Source organism: Amycolatopsis sp. NPDC031561 (genome assembly GCF_055580625.1).
The window spans coordinates 63,897-80,530 of record NZ_JBVILA010000003.1 but is presented as its reverse complement, the minus strand read 5'-3'; the positions used below and the strand labels follow the sequence as shown (position 1 = coordinate 80,530).

Sequence of the window (16,634 nt, the reverse complement as noted above, 5' to 3'; positions counted from 1 at the left end):
TAAGGTCGGGTGGCGCACGACCAAACAACACCACGGGGTCGGACGTCGAGCGCGGGAAGGCCCCCTTCCCTCGGCTGAGCCGAAGGAAGGGGGCCTTCACGCGCAAAGCGGGGTTACTGGACGGTGAGGGTGTAGGTCGCCGTCGAGGTCTTGCCCGCCGAGTCCGTCGCGGTGACGGTCACCGGGTACGTGCCGCGCTGGAACGGCGCGACCACCTGCATGGTCGAGCTGCCGCCGCTCGAGATCGTCTTCGGGTTGAAGAACGGCGCGAACGGCAGGCCCTGTCCCGAAGCCGACAGCGTGATCGTTCCGGTCCCGCCGGTGGCGGAAACCGTGACGTTGCTGAAGAACCCGGGCTGGGCGGTCCCGCTGCCGGGGCTCACGCTCACCTGGAGGTTGCCGGGCTGCGGCCCGCCTTCACCGACGGTCAGCGTCAGTTTCGCGGTCGCCGTGTCGGTGGTTCCCTTGCCCGAGATCGTGACCGCGTAGTCCTTTTCGGCCGTCCCGGCGGGAACCTCGATGCTCACCTTGGCCGACTCGCCCGAGGTGATGGACGCGGGCTGGAACGTGGCCTTCGCCCCGTCCGGAAGCCCCGACGCGCTCAGGTCGACCTTCTCCGCGCCGTTCTTGCCCGGCTTGCTGGTCACCGTGGCCGAAACGTACTTGCCCGGCTCGACCTTGAGCGAGGACGGTGTCACCGCGAGGGAGAACGTCTCCGGGTTGTTCGGCTCGCCGATCTGCTGCTTGACCCAGTCGCCCATGTCGTTGTTGAGCCTGCCGTACACGCTGTACCACTTGAAGTCGCTGCGGCTCCACGACGCGACGCCGACGATCTTGCCGTCCACGACCAGCGGCCCGCCGCTGTCACCCGGCAGGATCGTGACGTGGCCGTCGCTGTAGCCGCTGCAGATCATCGTCGCGTCTTTGAAGCCCGCGCCGACACCGTTGCAGCTGCTGCCCTGCACGATCGGCAGGGTGAACTTGTGCAGTTCGACGTTCGCGGGACTGTCGTCGTGGTTCTTCTTGCCGTAGCCGAGCCCGAGCCCGGACTTGCCCGGCTTGTTCAGGTCCGCGTCGGCCGACGTCGCGACCTTCGCGTACTGACCGCCCGGCACCGGGATGTCGGCGTCGGTGGTGACCACCGCGACGTCGTACCCCTGGTCGAAGTTGACGTACTTCGGGTGCTTTTCATAGCTGACGACGCCGATCTTCGTTCCGCCACCGGCGTTGAGATCGTCCAGCCCGTAGAGGAACGACTTCGCGCCCGCGGCGTCCTTGCAGTGCGCGGCGATCAGGATCTTGCGGGGCGCGACGACCGAGCCGGTGCAGGTCTGGCCCTGTGGCCGCGTCCCGCCTTCGCGCAGACCCGCGATGATGAACGGGTGGTCCTTGACGGAGGCGGGGGTGCCGCCGATGGAGTTCGTGTGGAGTCCACCGGGGACGATCGCTTGGTCCGTCGGGGTGACGGCGGGCAGGTTCGCGGCCGCGGCAGGCGCGGGCAGGAGGACCGAGAGGCAGCCGAGGGTGGCGGTGGCGATCCCCAGAAGCCGTTGTCTTCTGTTCACGGTTGTTCCTTTCCAGATGGCTGGAAATCACTTTCCGCATGTGCCACCGGCGGAACAATCGAGGAAGAAGCCCGTAGGGGTACTGAACTAATGCGGCCCGTCTCCGGTGAGCAGCTCCAGGCTGTGGTCACCGGTACGCTCGACGTCGAGGCCCGCCTTCGACAGCACCCGCATCAGCTGTTCCACAGTGGACGGTTCGCTGCGGGACTTCACCAGCTCCGCGGCCAGCCGCCCCTTGTACGCCTTGTTGAAGTGGCTCACCGTCGTCCGGTTGCCCTTGGCGTCCTCGGTCACGACGCGCACGGTCACCGCGTCCGGCCGGAGCTTCGCGAGCGCCGAGTAGGTCCCGGAGCGCAGGTCGACGACGAGCCCCTCGATGCCTTGGAGCACCGGTTCGAGCGTCGGCTTCCACACGCTGCGGATGGTCCCGAGCGACGGCAGCGCGTTCCCGCCGGAAAGGCGGTACGCGGGGATCGGGTCGGTCGCCGCGACCACCCCGAACAGCGCCGAAGCGACGGCGAGACGCTTCTCGGCCTTCGCCAGCGTCGCCTTGCTGAAGGACTTGACGTCGAGCGCGTCGTAGAGCACCCCGGTGTAGCGGCGCAGCCCCGGCATCGTGGGCGAGGTCCACAGTTCGGCGTTGCGGGCGACCTCGTCGGCCTGCCGTGGCGTGATGCCGAGCGCGGCGACACTGGCCGGGACGTCGCCCGCCAGTTCGACGAGCGCGTCGGCCAGCTTCGCCCTGGTCGGATTCAGTTCCGGGAACGACAGGGCGCCGAGGTCCAGCGGCGCGCCGGTGCCGCCGGCGGCCTTGGTTTCGGAAGGGGGGAGCAGCACGAGCACCACGGAAGCGTAACTAAATGAAGTGCGTCACCCCGAGGCGCGGGCTTAGCCTCGTCCGCATGAGCCTGACCTGGCGCCCGCTGACCATGGACGACATGCCGCGACTGGCCGAGACCTTCGCCGAGGCGGAGCGTGTCGAGCCGATCGAGGAGCACTACAGCGCGGAGGATCTCGCCGAAGAGATCGGCTCGCCGACCGTCGACCTGCCGACGGCGTCCACCAGCGCCTGGGACGGCGGCAAGCTGGTCGCGTACGGCCTGCTCAGGAAACGTGACGCGGCGGATCCGGTGCACATGATGCGGGTCGAGACGCTCGTTCACCCCGAGTACCGCGACGACGCGATCGCCGCGCATCTCACCGGCTGGTTCGTGGAGGCGGGAAAGCGCCTCCACGCGAAGTCCCACCCGGATGTGCCCCTGGAACTGCACGCCGCGGCCAACACCAAGCAGCGCTGGCTCTCCGAGGTCCTCGTCGACTCCGGGTACGAGCACGCCCGGTGGTTCGTCGACATGCGCGCCGACCTCGGCTCGATCCCGCCGGTCAAGCCGCTGCCCGAAGAGTTCCCGCTCGTCACGTACGAAGACAAGTACGAGGCCTTCACTCTTCGGTCCCGCAACGAGACTTTCGCGGATCATTGGGGGAGCACGGAGCAGTCTCCGGCGGCTTGGCGGCATCTGGTGGTCGGCGCGAAGGACTTCCAGCCGGACCTGTCGTTCTTGCTGCTGAGCCCGGAGCGTGACCGAGTGGTCGCGATGGTGCTGAGCACCTTTTTCGCCTCCGACGAGGCCGCCACGGGTGTGAAGGACCTGTATGTCAGTCATGTCGCGACGGACGCGGCCCTTCGCGGGCGCGGAATCGCGGGCGCGCTGCTCGGGCACACGATCATCCAGGCCAAAGCGAAGGGCTTCCAGCGGGCTTCGCTCAACGTGGATCAGGACAACAGTCACCGCGCCCTCGGTGTCTACGAACGTGTCGGCTTCAGCGAGCATCAGCGCTGGGCCGGGTACGTGAAGCCCGTTCCGACCTGACCGGTTGTCGCCCGAAAGGGTGGATTTGGGTACAGTCGATCTTCTCGGAGAGATCGCTGGGGGTGGTAGGGCGTTGCCGGTTTCCGCACGCCTCGGCTGGCATGACCTGCCTTCGGCGACGCGTGACACCGTGGAGCGTGAGCTCGGGTCGGTCGTCCGCCGTTCGCTGTGGCAGACCCCGGAATTCGACGGCGGTGTCTCCGCGAGGCTCGAGCTCGACCGCGGTCATCGCTGGGTCTTCCTGAAGGCGATCCCGGCGAACAGCCCGCGCGCGGGCGGCTACCGGACGGAGGCCGCCATCGCGCGACGGCTGCCGCCGGAGGCACCCACGCCGAAGCTGCTGTCCTTTGTGGACGGCGATTGGCTGGTGCTCGCCTTCGCCGATTTCGACGGCACCAGGCCGAACCTGCGCCCGGGGTCGCCGGACATCTCCGCTGTCCTGGCCACTTTCGGCGCGCTCGGGCGCACGCTCACGCCCTGCCCACTGCCCGATGTCCCGGACGCCCTCGACGATCTCGGCCCGCTCCTGCGCGGCTGGCACGAACTGGCGAAGGAGCCGCCCGGCGACCTCGACGGCTGGGCCGTCCGCAACCTCGACAGGCTCGTCCAGCTGGAGACGTCGTGGCATCCCTGGTCGGCGGGGGACACGTTGCTGCACAACGACATCCAGCCCGAATACCTGGTGCGGACCGGACCGGGCCGGGTGCTCGTCACCAACTGGCGTTATCCGGCGAGAGGCGCGGGCTGGCTCGACCTGGTCGCGCTCGTGCCGTATCTGCTCGACGCCGGGCACGAGCCCGCCGACGTCGACCGCCTGCTGCGGCGCCGCCCCGTGCTGTCCGGCGTCCCGGTGTGGGCGGTCACCGCGTTCGGCATCGCCTTGGCCGGGCACGCCGAACGCGCGTGCCGGCTTCCGGAACCACCCGCGACGACCGGGGTCCGCGCGGCGCAGCGCCGTCTCGCCGCGGCCATGCGTGACTGGCTCGCCTACCGCACCCCCTGGCCCTAGGGAGTTTCAGCCGACCACGTTCAGCGGCTCTTCCCCGGCGACGTACCGGCGCAGCTGCTCGGCCACCAGCCGCTTCGCGCGCGGGTAGAACGACGCCGACCCGCCCGCGATATGCGGTGTGATGACGACCCCCGGCGCCGTCCACAGTGGATGCCCGGCGGGCAGCGGCTCCGGATCGACGACGTCCAGTGCCGCGCGCAAACGCCCGGTGACGGTCTCGGCGGTGAGCGCCGCGGTGTCGATCGCCGAGCCCCGCCCGACGTTCACCACCAGGGCTCCGTCCGGCAGCGCGGCGAGTTCCGCGGCGCCGAACAGTCCCGTCGTCGCGGGCGTCTCGGGGAGGATCAGGACCACGATGTCGGCGGACGGCAGCAGCGCCGCCAGTTCGCCGACGCCGTGGACCCGCTCCGCGGGACGCGCCGTGCTCGCCACCCTGGTCACGACCGCTTCGGCCGCGACCAGCTGCCGCTCGATGGCCTGGCCGATCGAGCCGTGGCCGACCAGCAGCACCCGGCTGTCGGCCAGCGAACGCGTGTGTTCGCGAGCCCACGAGCCCGTCGCCTGCTGCGCGAACCAGCGCGGCAGATCCCGCTGCGACGCGTGGATCAGCGCCAGCGCGTGCTCGGCCACGCTGAGGTCGTGCAGGCCGCGGCCGTTGGCCAGCTTCACCCCCGTCGGCACCAGCGGGACCAGCCTCTCCACCCCGGCCGAAAGCGACTGCACGAGCTTCAGCGACGGGAGCCTGTCGATCAGCTTCGTCGGCTCCGCCCCGGTGTCGTACGGCAGCACGTAGACCTCGACGTCGTCGAGGCCGCCCTCCGGCAGCGGTCCGATGCCGTCGTACAGCCGGACACCCAGGCCTTTCGGTAGCTCGATGTCGGCCCAGGGCAGGATGGCTCGCTCCGTCATGCCGCCATTCTGACCATCGGGACCGCCCTCGCTACCCGTGGGTCGCGACGCAGAATTCGTTGCCTTCGGGATCGGCCAGCACCGTCCAGGCGATACCCGGCATCTTCTGCTCGTCCACCTGCTTCGCACCCAGTCCGGTCAGGCGCTCCACCTCCTTCTCTCTGTCTTCGGCGACGAAGTCCACATGGACCCGGTTCTTGCCCACCCGCGGCTCCGGCACGCGCTGGAACGCGAACATCGGTCCGTGCTCCGTCTTGGGGTGCAGGATCAGGAACTCGCCGTCGTGGTCCTGGTCCACCTCGACCCCGAGTGCCTTCGTCCAGAACGCCGCGAGCCCGCGCGGATCCGCGCAGTCGATCGTGATCATGCCCAGTTCGATACCCATGGCGGCACGCTAGCGGCACCCACCGACAAAACCGAGCGCCCGCGATAACCGGTTGAACCGCCCCGGGGCGGGGTGACTACGCTGCGCAGAACGTCTCAGCAGGTAATTCCAGCGAGGAGCCCAGAAGTGATCACCAGGATGTCGTCGTTGTTCCTTCGCACCCTGCGTGAGGATCCGGCGGACGCCGAGGTACCGAGCCACCGGCTCCTGGTACGTGCCGGCTACGTCCGCCGGGTCGCCCCGGGCGGCTATTCCTGGCTGCCGCTGGGCCTGCGGGTGCTGCGCCGTATCGAGAACGTCGTCCGCGAAGAGATGAACGCCTTCGGCGCGCAGGAGATCCAGTTCCCCGCGCTGCTGCCGAAGGAGCCTTACGAGGCCACCGGCCGCTGGACCGAGTACGGCGACGCGCTCTTCCGTCTCAAGGACCGCAAGGGCGCCGACTACCTTCTCGGCCCGACGCACGAAGAGCTCTTCGCGCTCACCGTGAAGGGTGAATTCAACTCGTACAAGGACTATCCCGTCGTCCTGTACCAAATCCAGACCAAGTACCGCGACGAGGCGCGTCCCCGCGCCGGCATCCTGCGCGGCCGCGAGTTCGTCATGAAGGACTCCTACTCTTTCGACCTCGACGACGAGGGGCTCGCGAAGTCGTACGAGCTGCACCGTCAGGCGTACACCAAGCTGTTCGACCGTCTCGGCATCGAGTACGTCGTCGTGAAGGCGACTTCGGGCGCGATGGGCGGCTCGGCCTCCGAGGAGTTCCTCGCCGTCGCCGAGACCGGTGAGGACACCTACGTCCGCAGCACCGAATCGGGTTACGCGGCCAACGTCGAAGCGGTCACCACGCCCGCTCCCGAGGCCAAGCCGATCGAGGGCCTTCCCGAGGCGAAGACCCACCACACGCCGAACACGCCGACCATCGAGTCGCTGGTCGCGTTCCTGAACGACGCGGACCTCGGCCGCACCTTCACCGCGGCGGACACGCTCAAGAACGTCCTGGTCAAGACGCGCCAGCCGGGCGCGAAGGAGTGGGAGCTGCTGGCCATCGGCCTCCCGGGCGACCGCGAGGTCGACACGAAGCGCCTCGAAGCCTCGCTCGAGCCCGCCGAGTTCGAGCTGCTCGAAGAAGCGGACTTCAAGAAGAACCCCTTCCTCGTCAAGGGCTACATCGGCCCGAAGGCGCTGAAGGACAACGGCGTCCGTTACCTGCTCGACCCGCGTGTCGTCGACGGCACCGCCTGGGTCACCGGCGCCGACGAGCGCGACCACCACGTGGTCGACCTGGTCGCGGGCCGCGACTTCACCGGTGACGGCGTCATCGAGGCCGCCGAGGTCCGCGAAGGCGACGCCTCGCCCGACGGCAAGGGCACCCTGGTCGCCGCGCGCGGCATCGAGATCGGGCACATCTTCCAGCTGGGCCGCAAGTACGCCGACGCGTTCTCGCTGGACGCGCTGGGCCCGGACTCCAAGCCCATCCGCATCACCATGGGTTCCTACGGTGTCGGCGTCTCGCGGCTGGTCGGCGTGCTCGCCGAGCAGAACCACGACGATCTCGGCATCATCTGGCCGCGCGAGGTCGCGCCGTTCGACGTGCACGTCGTCATCGCGGGCAAGGACGAGACGATCGCCGCCGGCGCGGAGAAGCTCGCCGCCGAACTGGACGCCGCCGGGATCGAGGTCGTGCTCGACGACCGCAAGGCTTCCCCGGGCGTGAAGTTCGCGGACGCCGAACTCGTCGGCGTGCCGACCATCCTGGTGGTCGGCCGCGGTCTGGCGAACGGTGTCGTCGAGGTCAAGGACCGCCGCACCGGAGATCGCGAAGAGATCGCCGTCGACGCGGTCGTGGAGCACCTGGTCAAGCTCGTCCGCTCGTAATGTTCGGCAAAAAGCGCGGGGACTCCCCGGGCTATGAGGACAAACAGGCGCTGAGCGGGTTCGGGGGCTACGAGCCCTCGGACTCGCCCGGCTACACGCCGTCGCCTGTCGAACCCGTGTCAGAACCCACGCTGGAACCCCCGAAACCGGCGAAGCAGCCGATGTCGCGAAGCGGGCGAAGGGCCATGTACGGCTTCTTCGCCACGCTCGGCGTCATCGCTGTCGCGGCCTTGGCGAACAACGGCTCGGACCGGTCGTCGAGCAGCAGTACGCCGACCACCCGCGCGCCGGTCGTCTACACGCCTTCGCCGCGCGTCGTCGCGCCGCCGGTGACCGACGGCTGGCAGTCGGTGGCCGGAGCCGACGGTCTCGTCGCCTATGACGTTCCGCCGAACTGGACGCCGAAACCCGGCACGATCCACGGCTGGGAGAAGACCGCGCTCGTCCCCGGTATCTCGATGTTCTCCAGCGCTTTCGTCGGCGACGACTACTGCCCGGCGGTCAAGGGGAGCAGGATCGGGGGCAGCGGATTGACGACCGTGAAGGTCGCCGACGCGCCCGGCGCCGCGAACAAGGCCTTGTACGACCTCGTGGTGAGCGCGTACAACCCCGAGGAAGGCCCGTTGTCGGCCAAGATCGTCGCGGACCCGCCGCAGCAGGCGGAGTTCACGCTCGGCACCGGCAAGAAGGCCCCCGCGAACATCCTGATCGCCGAGGTGACCCTCGGGTACACCGGGACTTGTATCCCGAAGCGCGCCCTCGTCGGCGTGCAGGCGGTGGACATGGGCGACGCGTCCGCCGCCCTGCTCGTCTATTCGGACCAAGACCAGCAGGGCAGTGCGGATCGCGAGCAGATCCTGAAGATCCTCAAGACCTACCGGGGCGTCCCGGAAGCCGACCGCAAGACCATCACGCCGCCGCCTTCGACGCTGCGCTGATCTCTTTGGGGCTGGGGCTTCTTGCCGGAACGCGCGAGCTTCGCCAGCCGCAGCAGGCCCGTGTTCGGCAGGTAAGCCCGGCCGAGCGCGATCCCGATCCGCGGCAGATCCGCCTCGTCGCGGAACGCGAGGTACAGCGGGACGTGGCGCGGCTGGAACTTCGCCTTGAACGCGTGCAGTGAACGGAAGCCGTAGAACGGCTCCATCATCGTGCCGAGCGCGTCCAGCACGCGTTCGACGGCGTGCGCGGGCTCGCCGGAACTCGCCAGCGGGGCACCGGACAGCGACACGAACTTCGCGCCCTCTTCGCGGAAGGCCAGGCACGACGACGCGATCAGGAACTCCATCGACGGGCGGAATCCGTCGGCGCGTTTGCGCATGACGTCGAGCGTCCAGCCGCCGATCGCGCCGGCACCGGTGTGGACCGGCAGCCAGGACGTCACGCCGTGGACCACGCCGTCGGCGTCGACGGCGAGACCGACGCGGGTCTCCGGGTCCATCGCCTCGTCGACCCCGCCGAGGGTGAAGCCCATTTCGGGCATGCCCTTGTCGCTGATCCACTCCTCGGAGATCGCGCGGACCTGCGAGATCACCGCGCGGGGCTGATCGGCGAGCCGGACCAGCCGGAACTCGATGCCGTCCTTCTTGGCGCGGTTGATCGCGGTCCGGACGTCCTGCCAGCGCTTGCCGCGGAACTCCAGCGTCTCGAGTTCGATCAGGGTGTCCTCGGCGACCTGGACGTGCTTCCAGCCGAGTTTCTTGGTCGTGGCGGTGGTTTCGCCGGTGGCGGAGAACAGGCACGGCACAAGGCCGGTGTTCTCGCACATCGTGATGAACTCGGCGATCGTGCGGTCGCCAGCGCCGTCCGGGGCGATCGGGTCGCCGAGGGCGATCGCGACACCGGCGTGGCGCCGGTAGGCGAGGTAGGACTTGCCGTCCGCGGCGACGAAGTACGAGTTCTGCGGCCACGTCGTCATCCACGAAAGCGTGCTTCCGCCGTGACGGCTGAGCAGCGTGCGGGCCAGCGCGGGATTGCCCATCCGGCCGAGGCGGCGGCGTTTCCGCCGTGACGGCACGCGGAAGGCGCCCCGCGAGGAGACCAGCAGCGCGAACTCGACCGTCCACAGGAGATTGTCCACGAAGAACAGCGGCGGATCCGAAAGCCCGGTGTCCTCACCGAGGACCTCGGCCAGCGCGAGCACCCCTCCGTAGGCCATCACCTGGAGGATGACGAACGAGGTCAGGATCATCGCGCACCACCAGGCGACCTGGCTGCCCTTGCGCAGGCCGTTCATGATCGGCACCAGGATCAGGCACAGGACGACGACTTCCCAGGTGGACAGCGAAAGTTCCTCGGACGAACCGAAGGGACCGTTGCCCGGCACGAACGACATCACCAGTTCGGCGACCGTCAGCACCAGCAGGCCGGCCACGACGTAGAACCGCCACTCGCGCAGGCTCGGCCGCCGTTCGCGGACGGAATCCTTCGAAGCGACGAACTTGCGGCCGAACGGCAGGGCGAGGACGAGGGCGAAGAAGTGCACGAGGTCGGCGAGCGTGCCGACGAAGATGATCGCGATCCCGGCGTAGACGCACAGCCCGGCGCGCAACCGCAGGCGCCACGGCGGGCGCAGGGTGGCGCTGGCGACCGCGACCGCGGCGAGCGCGCCCCCGGAGAACCCGACGTCGAGGCTGCCCGCGACCCGTTCCGCCCACTCCCAGCCGGAGTTGCGGCTCAGGGCGAGGAACTGGACCGCGACCAGCACGCTGACGAACTGACCGCCGATGGCGACGGCCATCGCCCGGCGCGTGCCGAGCCGCCATTCCGCGAACCCGGCGAACAACGCGAAGCTGAGCACCATCGGCAGGTAGTAGAGCGGGACGACCGCGAACAGCGGTCCGGTGAGCACGGTCCACCACCGGCCTGATTCGAGCGACGGCAGCCCGTAGGCGATGTACGGGTACACCGCGCGATCCTCGGCGGCCGACCAGAGCGCGCCCGTGGCCAAGGCGAGCGCGAGCATGGTCACCGTGACGAGGGTCGTGAAAGGCAGCCGGTGCCTCAGCACCGTGGCGATCTTGTGCGTCCGGCCCGGCGCGGCCGTCCCGCTTCCCCCTGTTGGCATGGGAATCAAGGTAGGCGCGGGAGCCGGTCGGACACATCCGGCACGGGACCCATATTTCCCTTAGGGGAGTGCTACTCGCGACGGATGCTCTCACCCATCTTGAGGACGATGTCCCTGGCTACCGGATCGGGGATCTCCTGGTCCGCCAGCACCAGAAGGACGTGGTAGCGGCCGGAACCGGGCAGTGCGGGCAGGGGCAGGGCGATCGCGGTGATCGCGACGGACGGGGGCGAGCACGGCCCGTCCGCGGTGGGCACGACGGTGGTGGTCACGGAGGTGGCGATCGTGCCGCTGCCGAGGACGGTCACCGGTCCGGCCTCACCGATTTCGGTCTTCGGGGCCCGCCCGCCGCTGATGGAGCCGTACGCGGCTTCGGCCCAGCGGAGGGTCGTTTCTTCCGCAGCTTGCGTGATGCTTCCGACCTCGCCCTCGTCGATGGTGGTGAAGCCCGCCACCGCCCGTGCCGAGAGGTCGGAGCCGGGGCAGAAGTCGCGCTGGTACCGGGCGACGCCCTGCAACGTGACGAGTTCGCCCGCCGGTGTCTCGTACCCGACCGCGACGTCGGGTTCTTCGAGCTTCCAGTCCGGCGGGACGTCGAAGACGAGCGGGTGATCGTCGGACAGCACGGGCTGCCAGCCCTCGATCACGGGCTCGATCCGGCTGGGTGACACCGGGTCCGGCAGGGCTAGGTCCCGCGCGGGCGGCGACGGGGCCGCGGTCCTGGCCTGGTAGGTCGCCGTCGTGCCGACGACGAGTACGACGATCAGTCCGATGATGCCCAGCGCGGGCAGGAGCCGGGGGCGGCGGCGGGCCGGGGTGACGTCCTGGACGGCCGGTAGCGGCCTCGTCTGTTCGGCTTCGTCTTCGAGCGGTTGCCCGGTGAGCGGATCGACGAACCACAGTCGCGGTTCGCCGGGGTGCCCACCGGGGCCGGTCACTGCTGCGGCCTCAAACTCGCGAGGATCTTCTGGGCGTCCGCGTCGGGCAGCGCGTCGGGCGTTCCCTGGTCGAGGGCCATGACGAAGCAGATCGTCTGGTCGCCGGACTTGAACGCGGCCGAGGTGATCTTCACGCTCGGCGCCCGGCACTCCTCGGTCTCAAGCGGGGTGAAGGTCCCGGTCGAACTGACCGCCTGGATCGACCCGCCCGCGATCGGGACCTGCTTGATTTCGGGCAGCGGCACGTCGGCCTTGCCGGTGGCGGACTGGATCCAGAGCCGGACGGCGCCCCTGGCGGCGTTCTCGACCGGGATCTGGTCCGCGGTGGCGAACCCGACGACGCCGCGGTTCGAGCCGCGGGCATCCGGGCAGGCGCCGAGTTTGTACGTCGACGCCTCGTGGACGACCATCTTGAACTCGCCCTCCTCGTACCCGACGAGCTGGCCGGGCTTGATCTCCCAGCCGGACGCGGGCAGGTCGTAGGCGACCTTGTCCTTGGCGGACAGGACCCCCTGCCAGCCGGGTGTCGTCGAGGGGACCTTGTTGTCCTTCGGCGCCCCGCTGCTCGAGGGTGGCGCTTTCGACGCCGAGGACGACGGCGGCACCGGCGCCGACGACGGCGGAGGACCGGCCTGAGGCTGGGGGTCTTCGCCGTCTCGCAGGACGAAGAAGAGCGTGGCACCGACGGCGATGACCAGGACGAGCGCGCCGAGGCCGATCCACAGGCCCGTCTTGCTCTTCTTCGGCGGTTCCGGCGCGAAGCCCTGGTACGTCTGCTGCGGGAACTGCTGGTACCCCTGGTACTGCTGCTGGGGATCCTGCGGGTACTGGGCGTACTGCGGCGTGTACCCCGGCTGCTGCGGGGGTTGCTGCTGGTAGGGCTGCTGCGGTTGCTCCGGCCAGCCGTTGCCGCCTGGGTATGCCATGGAGCGAGCTTAGTTGGCGCCCCCGAATACGGCCGCGCGCACCGCTGCCAGGTCGGAGAGGTCGCCGAGGACGGTGTGCGCGCCCGCGTCGGCCAGCTCCTCCGCGCTGAACTGCCCTGTCGCCACGGCCACCGCGACGGCTCCGTTGTCGAGCGCGGCCCGGACGTCGTCCGGGGTGTCGCCGATGACGACGACGGAGGTGGGCGCGAACTCGGTGCCGTGTTTGGCCGAAGCGTGGCCGACGGCGGCGGGCACCAGATCGGGCCGGTGCGCCGAAAGCGAGCCGTAGCCGCCGATCTCGAAGTCCACGTGCTCGTGCAGGTCGAACGCGGTCAGCTTGTGCACGGAGATCTCCGGCAGGTTGCCGGTGACCAGGGTCTGGACGACGCCGCCGTGCGTGGCGAAGTCGTTCAGCGCGTCTTTGGCGCCCGGGAGTGCGCGGCCGCTCGTGGACAGTGTCGGGGCGTGGCTCTCGGAGACCGCGATCAGCGCGAGCCAGAGCTTGCGCACGTTCTCCTCGGTGGGCTCGACGCCGTGCGAGGTCAGGATGTCGGCGCTGATGGCGCGTTCGGTGCGGCCGCCGAACTGGGGCAGCGCCCGCAGCTCGACACCCGCGACCTCGGCGAGCGCGGTCGTGTACCAGGAGGCACCCACGCCGCGCAGGTCCACGAGGGTCTGGTCGATGTCCCACAGCACGAGCCGGTGCGGAGTAGTCACGCGGTCGACGGTACCGGCGAGTTTGTTCAACGTCTGTTGACTTCTGCTGATCAGCCTTCCAGGAGACTGAAGCGGACGCGCCGGACCGGGTTGTCCAGGTTGGTGTCCACCAGGCAGACCGACTGCCAGGTGCCCAGCGTCATCACCCCGCCGAGCACCGGGATCGTCGCGTACGGCGGCAGCAGCGCGGGCAGGACGTGGTCACGGCCGTGACCGGGGCTGCCGTGCTGGTGCCGCCAGCGGCCGTCGCGGGGGAGCAGGTCGTCGAGCGCCGCGAGCAGGTCTTCGTCACTGCCGGCGCCGGTTTCGAGGATGGCCAGCCCGGACGTCGCGTGCGGGACGAAGACGTGCAGGATCCCGTCCTCGGCGTCCGCGTCGCGCAGGAAGGACTCGGCGTCCCTGGTCAGGTCGTGCACCACGGCCACGCTGCCGGTGCGCACCTCGATCTCCGTGGAGTACATGCCCGTCACGGTAGTGCCCCGAAGCGCGCGACGTAGTGCCAAACGCGTTTGAGCGCTTGCTGGTCGACGTGGCGGGCGTCGCCGAGGACGCGCGGATCGAGGTAGCCGTCTTCCGCCAAGGCAAGGCCGAGTTCGACGAATTCGGGACCCCGGTAGGCGGGGTGCCGTGCGAGTTCTCGGGTCGACAGGCGGAATCCCGGATGCCATTCGACAGGGCAGCCGAGCCCGAGCGCGGCCTTTTCGACGTCGGTGCCGCGATGGCTCGGGTCGAGCACGAGGGCTTCGACGTCTGTCGTCAGCTGGACCGGACCGTGGACGTGTGCCTCGATGTAGTCGTCGAGAAGATCCACGTCGTCCTGATCGGCCAGTGCGATCAGCGCGGAAACCCTGGTGCCGTAACCGAAATCCGCCGGACGCAGGACGCTGTCCGGATAGCAGAACGTCGTCCGCCCGATGGTGTGCGCCGCCATCCGGAAATGCGCCGAGCCGAACCTCGGCGCCCCGCCCACCGCGCGACGCCGGAAGTCGAGCGCCCCGTACTTGGGCCGTTCGGCGGGTGGCGCGTCGTCGTAGGCGCCACCGAACATCCGGCTCTCCCACCGCCAGCGATCTCCACCGGGGTGCGCGGTCAAGCCGCCGTTGCTCGTCCCCGTTTCGAACTGGTTGCGGTAGAAACCGTCCTCCGCCATCGCGGCCAGGATCGACCGTCCGTCCACTGTGGATCTATCGGGATGGAAGTGCAGTGTCACCGGCAGCCCGGCCTCGTGCCCGCCGCGCGCTTTCGCCGCGACGTAGGAGAGGGCCAGGGGTCTCATCACCCGAGTATCAGGCGTGCCGCCGGGCGAGGGCGACCAAATATCGGACCGGTCCGGCCGTCGGGTTGACGTAGGCGCACGGCTGCGGATTGCCGAGCTGCAGGCAGTCGCCCGCGTCGAGTTCGTGCTCGCCGTCGCCCTCCCGGAACCTCAGATGCCCGTCGAGCACCCAGATCTGGTGGTGGGTCAGCGCGTAGGTGTGCGCGGGGAAGGCGACTTCGGCGCCCGCGGGCAGCACGACCTCGACCAGTTCCAGCGGCCCGCCGAGCGACGGCGACACCGCACGGCGCACGTACCCCGTGTCGGGGTCGGTCCAGGTGGGCTGATCGGCCGCGCGCACGAGCCGCCGGTCACCGTGTTCGGCGCGCGCGATCAGCTCGGACAACGTCATCCCGAGCGCGGCCGAAAGCCTGCTGAGCAGGACTGCCGTGGGCTGTGCCTCGCCGCGTTCGATCTTGCCGATCATCGCCCTGGACACGCCCGACATCTCGGCGAGGGCGTTGGCCGAGAGGTTCTGGTCGAGTCTCGCGGACTGGAGCGTCGCGGCGAGCGACGCGGACAAGGGATCCGACATGCTGCTCACTATAGTGGCAGTCTCGGTTACTATCATTGCCATGGTGATCAGGGAAGCGACGGAAGCCGACGCGACGGCGTGCGCGGAGATCTACGCGCCGTATGTCACCGACACGGTGATCTCGTTCGAAACCGAGGCCCCGAAGCCGGACGAGATGGCCGAGCGCATCGCCAAGGCGCAGCGATCACACGCGTGGCTCGTGCTCGAAGACGGCGAAGGCCGCGTCGCCGGCTACGCCTACGGAGGCCCTTTCAGTGGCCGTCCTTCCTATCGCTGGTCTTGCGAGGTCAGTGTTTATCTGGAGCTCGGCCGCCGGAGGACCGGCGGCGGGCGGGCGCTCTACCAAGCGCTGCTGGACAGGCTGGCGTCGCGTGGCTTCCGGAACTTCTGCGCGGGGATGGTGCTTCCGAACGACGCGAGCGCCGGGCTGCACGCGGCGATGGGGTTCGAGCCGGTGGGGACCTACCAGCGGATCGGGTACAAGCACGGGGCTTGGCGGGATGTCGCTTGGGTGCAGTTGTGCCTGCCGGAGGTGGACGGGGTGCCGGTGGAGCCGCGGTAGGGCGTGGACGGCGCTGGTTGGGCGTGAGTGGCAATGCCGGTTCTATTGAGGGGTAAGTCAAATGTGGCGTGACCGAGCCTCTGCGACGAAGGGCCCTTCGCTGGCTTCAAGGTCGAGAGGTGGCCTTCGCGGCGTGGTCTGGACTGGCCTGCGAGCGCCAGTCGTTCCCGTGTGTCCACAGGGGACACTTTCTGGCGGCTGAATGTCCGATTGATAGCTAGATGTGAGGTTGTCGAGAGAGTCGTGAGTGGTAAAGAGGGTTCTAACCCAATGCCACGTAGCTTAAGTTGATCTTGGGCAGATCTTGATCACCGCTGGTGACGATTGTCGCAGGTCGCATGCTTGGTTGCCCTGACTGATGGGAGCCGACCAGTGCCAGGCGTCCACTGTGGACACCTGTCGCTGACCGGATGTCCGATTTGCTACTGAATGGGCAATTCCATCAAGGGGTCGTGGGTGGTAAAGAGCGTTAGAACGCTCTTTACCACTCACGACCCTCTCGTACGACTACGCAAAGCGCCCAAATCAGGCACTTCGATCCCGGCTGGCGTCCTCTGTAGACGATCGCGCCCCGAGTTCGGCGCTGGCGACTTATCCAGCCTGATCGATCAGAGCGACAGTCATCGAAGGGCGCATTCCAGGATCAACTTAAGCTACGTGGCATTGGGTTCTAACCCTCTTTGCCACTCACGACCCCGGTCGCAAAATACGCAAAGCACCTGAAATGGACGCCCGTATCGCGGAAAGTGTCCCTTGAGGACAGTCAAGGAGTTGTAGTCCTCCTTCGCCGCGCCCGATGCCACGAAGGACCCCTTGCCCCGGGGCAGGCACCAGGCCACCCGGGACGACGGTGTTGGGGGAGGAAAAGGTCCGAAAAAAAGGGGGGGTAGAGGGGGGTGTGGCGCAACCCCCCCCACCCACCACAACCAAAAAAAAAAAAAAAAAAAAAAAAGCGGACCCCCC

The 16,634-nt window shown here is 68.8% G+C and carries 16 protein-coding genes; 5 read left to right on the top strand and 11 right to left on the bottom strand.

Annotation, left to right across the window (positions count from 1 at the left end):
• Positions 1-113 precede the first annotated feature (113 nt).
• On the bottom strand, positions 114-1,565 hold the full coding sequence (locus ACZ5IK_RS09495; protein ID WP_465487316.1) for a trypsin-like serine protease: 1,452 nt from the start codon (positions 1,563-1,565) through the stop codon (positions 114-116).
• Positions 1,566-1,652: 87 nt separating this feature from the next.
• A complete protein-coding gene (gene yaaA, locus ACZ5IK_RS09490; RefSeq protein ID WP_465487315.1) occupies positions 1,653-2,408 on the bottom strand; it encodes a peroxide stress protein YaaA in 756 nt (251 codons plus the stop codon).
• A 59-nt stretch (positions 2,409-2,467) separates the two neighbouring features.
• Here yaaA and ACZ5IK_RS09485 point away from each other — a divergent pair, with 59 nt between their 5' ends.
• Together ACZ5IK_RS09485 and ACZ5IK_RS09480 are read left to right on the top strand one after the other, a co-directional pair.
• Positions 2,468-3,436 (top strand): GNAT family N-acetyltransferase, encoded by a 969-nt coding sequence (locus tag ACZ5IK_RS09485; RefSeq protein ID WP_465487314.1) that lies wholly within the window; start codon positions 2,468-2,470, stop codon positions 3,434-3,436.
• A gap of 73 nt (positions 3,437-3,509) precedes the next feature.
• Complete coding sequence (locus tag ACZ5IK_RS09480; RefSeq protein ID WP_465487313.1) at positions 3,510-4,445, top strand: aminoglycoside phosphotransferase; 936 nt, start codon at positions 3,510-3,512, stop codon at positions 4,443-4,445.
• Between the two features lie 6 nt (positions 4,446-4,451).
• On the opposite strand, the gene ACZ5IK_RS09475 is transcribed toward ACZ5IK_RS09480, so the two are convergent.
• Together ACZ5IK_RS09475 and ACZ5IK_RS09470 are read right to left on the bottom strand one after the other, a co-directional pair.
• Complete coding sequence (locus ACZ5IK_RS09475) at positions 4,452-5,354, bottom strand: 2-hydroxyacid dehydrogenase (protein ID WP_465487312.1); 903 nt, start codon at positions 5,352-5,354, stop codon at positions 4,452-4,454.
• 31 nt (positions 5,355-5,385) lie between these two features.
• Positions 5,386-5,739: a VOC family protein gene (locus ACZ5IK_RS09470; protein WP_465487311.1), complete on the bottom strand. Its 354-nt coding sequence runs from the start codon at positions 5,737-5,739 to the stop codon at positions 5,386-5,388.
• A 126-nt stretch (positions 5,740-5,865) separates the two neighbouring features.
• Here ACZ5IK_RS09470 and ACZ5IK_RS09465 point away from each other — a divergent pair, with 126 nt between their 5' ends.
• Both ACZ5IK_RS09465 and ACZ5IK_RS09460 read left to right on the top strand, forming a co-directional pair.
• Complete coding sequence (locus tag ACZ5IK_RS09465) at positions 5,866-7,614, top strand: proline--tRNA ligase (protein WP_465487310.1); 1,749 nt, start codon at positions 5,866-5,868, stop codon at positions 7,612-7,614.
• Positions 7,614-8,552 (top strand): DUF8017 domain-containing protein, encoded by a 939-nt coding sequence (locus tag ACZ5IK_RS09460; RefSeq protein WP_465487309.1) that lies wholly within the window; start codon positions 7,614-7,616, stop codon positions 8,550-8,552. Before ACZ5IK_RS09465 ends, ACZ5IK_RS09460 begins: the two co-directional genes overlap by 1 nt.
• Here the strand turns inward: ACZ5IK_RS09460 and ACZ5IK_RS09455 are convergent.
• The 7 genes from ACZ5IK_RS09455 to ACZ5IK_RS09425 all read right to left on the bottom strand — a co-directional run bounded on the left by ACZ5IK_RS09455 (position 8,489) and on the right by ACZ5IK_RS09425 (position 15,109).
• Complete coding sequence (locus tag ACZ5IK_RS09455; RefSeq protein ID WP_465487308.1) at positions 8,489-10,678, bottom strand: bifunctional lysylphosphatidylglycerol flippase/synthetase MprF; 2,190 nt, start codon at positions 10,676-10,678, stop codon at positions 8,489-8,491. The two genes, ACZ5IK_RS09460 and ACZ5IK_RS09455, sit on opposite strands and share 64 nt — an antisense overlap.
• Positions 10,679-10,749: 71 nt before the next feature.
• Entirely contained in the window at positions 10,750-11,616 is an 867-nt protein-coding gene (locus ACZ5IK_RS09450; RefSeq protein WP_465487307.1) for a DUF8017 domain-containing protein, read from the bottom strand.
• The gene (locus tag ACZ5IK_RS09445; RefSeq protein ID WP_465487306.1) at positions 11,613-12,542 is read right to left on the bottom strand and encodes a DUF8017 domain-containing protein; all 930 of its coding nucleotides are present in this window, start codon (positions 12,540-12,542) and stop codon (positions 11,613-11,615) included. Before ACZ5IK_RS09445 ends, ACZ5IK_RS09450 begins: the two co-directional genes overlap by 4 nt.
• 9 nt (positions 12,543-12,551) lie before the next feature.
• Entirely contained in the window at positions 12,552-13,238 is a 687-nt protein-coding gene (locus tag ACZ5IK_RS09440) for an HAD hydrolase-like protein (protein ID WP_465487644.1), read from the bottom strand.
• Positions 13,239-13,309: 71 nt separating this feature from the next.
• Complete coding sequence (locus tag ACZ5IK_RS09435) at positions 13,310-13,720, bottom strand: secondary thiamine-phosphate synthase enzyme YjbQ (RefSeq protein ID WP_101609575.1); 411 nt, start codon at positions 13,718-13,720, stop codon at positions 13,310-13,312.
• A 5-nt stretch (positions 13,721-13,725) separates the two neighbouring features.
• A complete protein-coding gene (locus tag ACZ5IK_RS09430) occupies positions 13,726-14,535 on the bottom strand; it encodes a DUF3626 domain-containing protein (RefSeq protein WP_465487305.1) in 810 nt (269 codons plus the stop codon).
• Between the two features lie 10 nt (positions 14,536-14,545).
• Positions 14,546-15,109 (bottom strand): helix-turn-helix domain-containing protein, encoded by a 564-nt coding sequence (locus ACZ5IK_RS09425; RefSeq protein ID WP_465487304.1) that lies wholly within the window; start codon positions 15,107-15,109, stop codon positions 14,546-14,548.
• Between the two features lie 40 nt (positions 15,110-15,149).
• Here ACZ5IK_RS09425 and ACZ5IK_RS09420 point away from each other — a divergent pair, with 40 nt between their 5' ends.
• On the top strand, positions 15,150-15,671 hold the full coding sequence (locus ACZ5IK_RS09420; RefSeq protein ID WP_465487303.1) for a GNAT family N-acetyltransferase: 522 nt from the start codon (positions 15,150-15,152) through the stop codon (positions 15,669-15,671).
• Positions 15,672-16,634: the final 963 nt, after the last annotated feature.

What these genes read in the sequence shown, in the direction of transcription:
- ACZ5IK_RS09485 (WP_465487314.1), top strand. Translation starts at nt 2,468, where the DNA reads ATGAGCCTGACCTGGCGCCCGCTGACCATGGACGACATGCCGCGACTG.
- ACZ5IK_RS09475 (WP_465487312.1), bottom strand. Translation starts at nt 5,354, where the DNA reads ATGACGGAGCGAGCCATCCTGCCCTGGGCCGACATCGAGCTACCGAAA.
- ACZ5IK_RS09470 (WP_465487311.1), bottom strand. Translation starts at nt 5,739, where the DNA reads ATGGGTATCGAACTGGGCATGATCACGATCGACTGCGCGGATCCGCGC.
- ACZ5IK_RS09460 (WP_465487309.1), top strand. Translation starts at nt 7,614, where the DNA reads ATGTTCGGCAAAAAGCGCGGGGACTCCCCGGGCTATGAGGACAAACAG.
- ACZ5IK_RS09455 (WP_465487308.1), bottom strand. Translation starts at nt 10,678, where the DNA reads ATGCCAACAGGGGGAAGCGGGACGGCCGCGCCGGGCCGGACGCACAAG.
- ACZ5IK_RS09445 (WP_465487306.1), bottom strand. Translation starts at nt 12,542, where the DNA reads ATGGCATACCCAGGCGGCAACGGCTGGCCGGAGCAACCGCAGCAGCCC.
- ACZ5IK_RS09435 (WP_101609575.1), bottom strand. Translation starts at nt 13,720, where the DNA reads ATGTACTCCACGGAGATCGAGGTGCGCACCGGCAGCGTGGCCGTGGTG.
- ACZ5IK_RS09430 (WP_465487305.1), bottom strand. Translation starts at nt 14,535, where the DNA reads ATGAGACCCCTGGCCCTCTCCTACGTCGCGGCGAAAGCGCGCGGCGGG.
- ACZ5IK_RS09425 (WP_465487304.1), bottom strand. Translation starts at nt 15,109, where the DNA reads ATGTCGGATCCCTTGTCCGCGTCGCTCGCCGCGACGCTCCAGTCCGCG.
- ACZ5IK_RS09420 (WP_465487303.1), top strand. Translation starts at nt 15,150, where the DNA reads ATGGTGATCAGGGAAGCGACGGAAGCCGACGCGACGGCGTGCGCGGAG.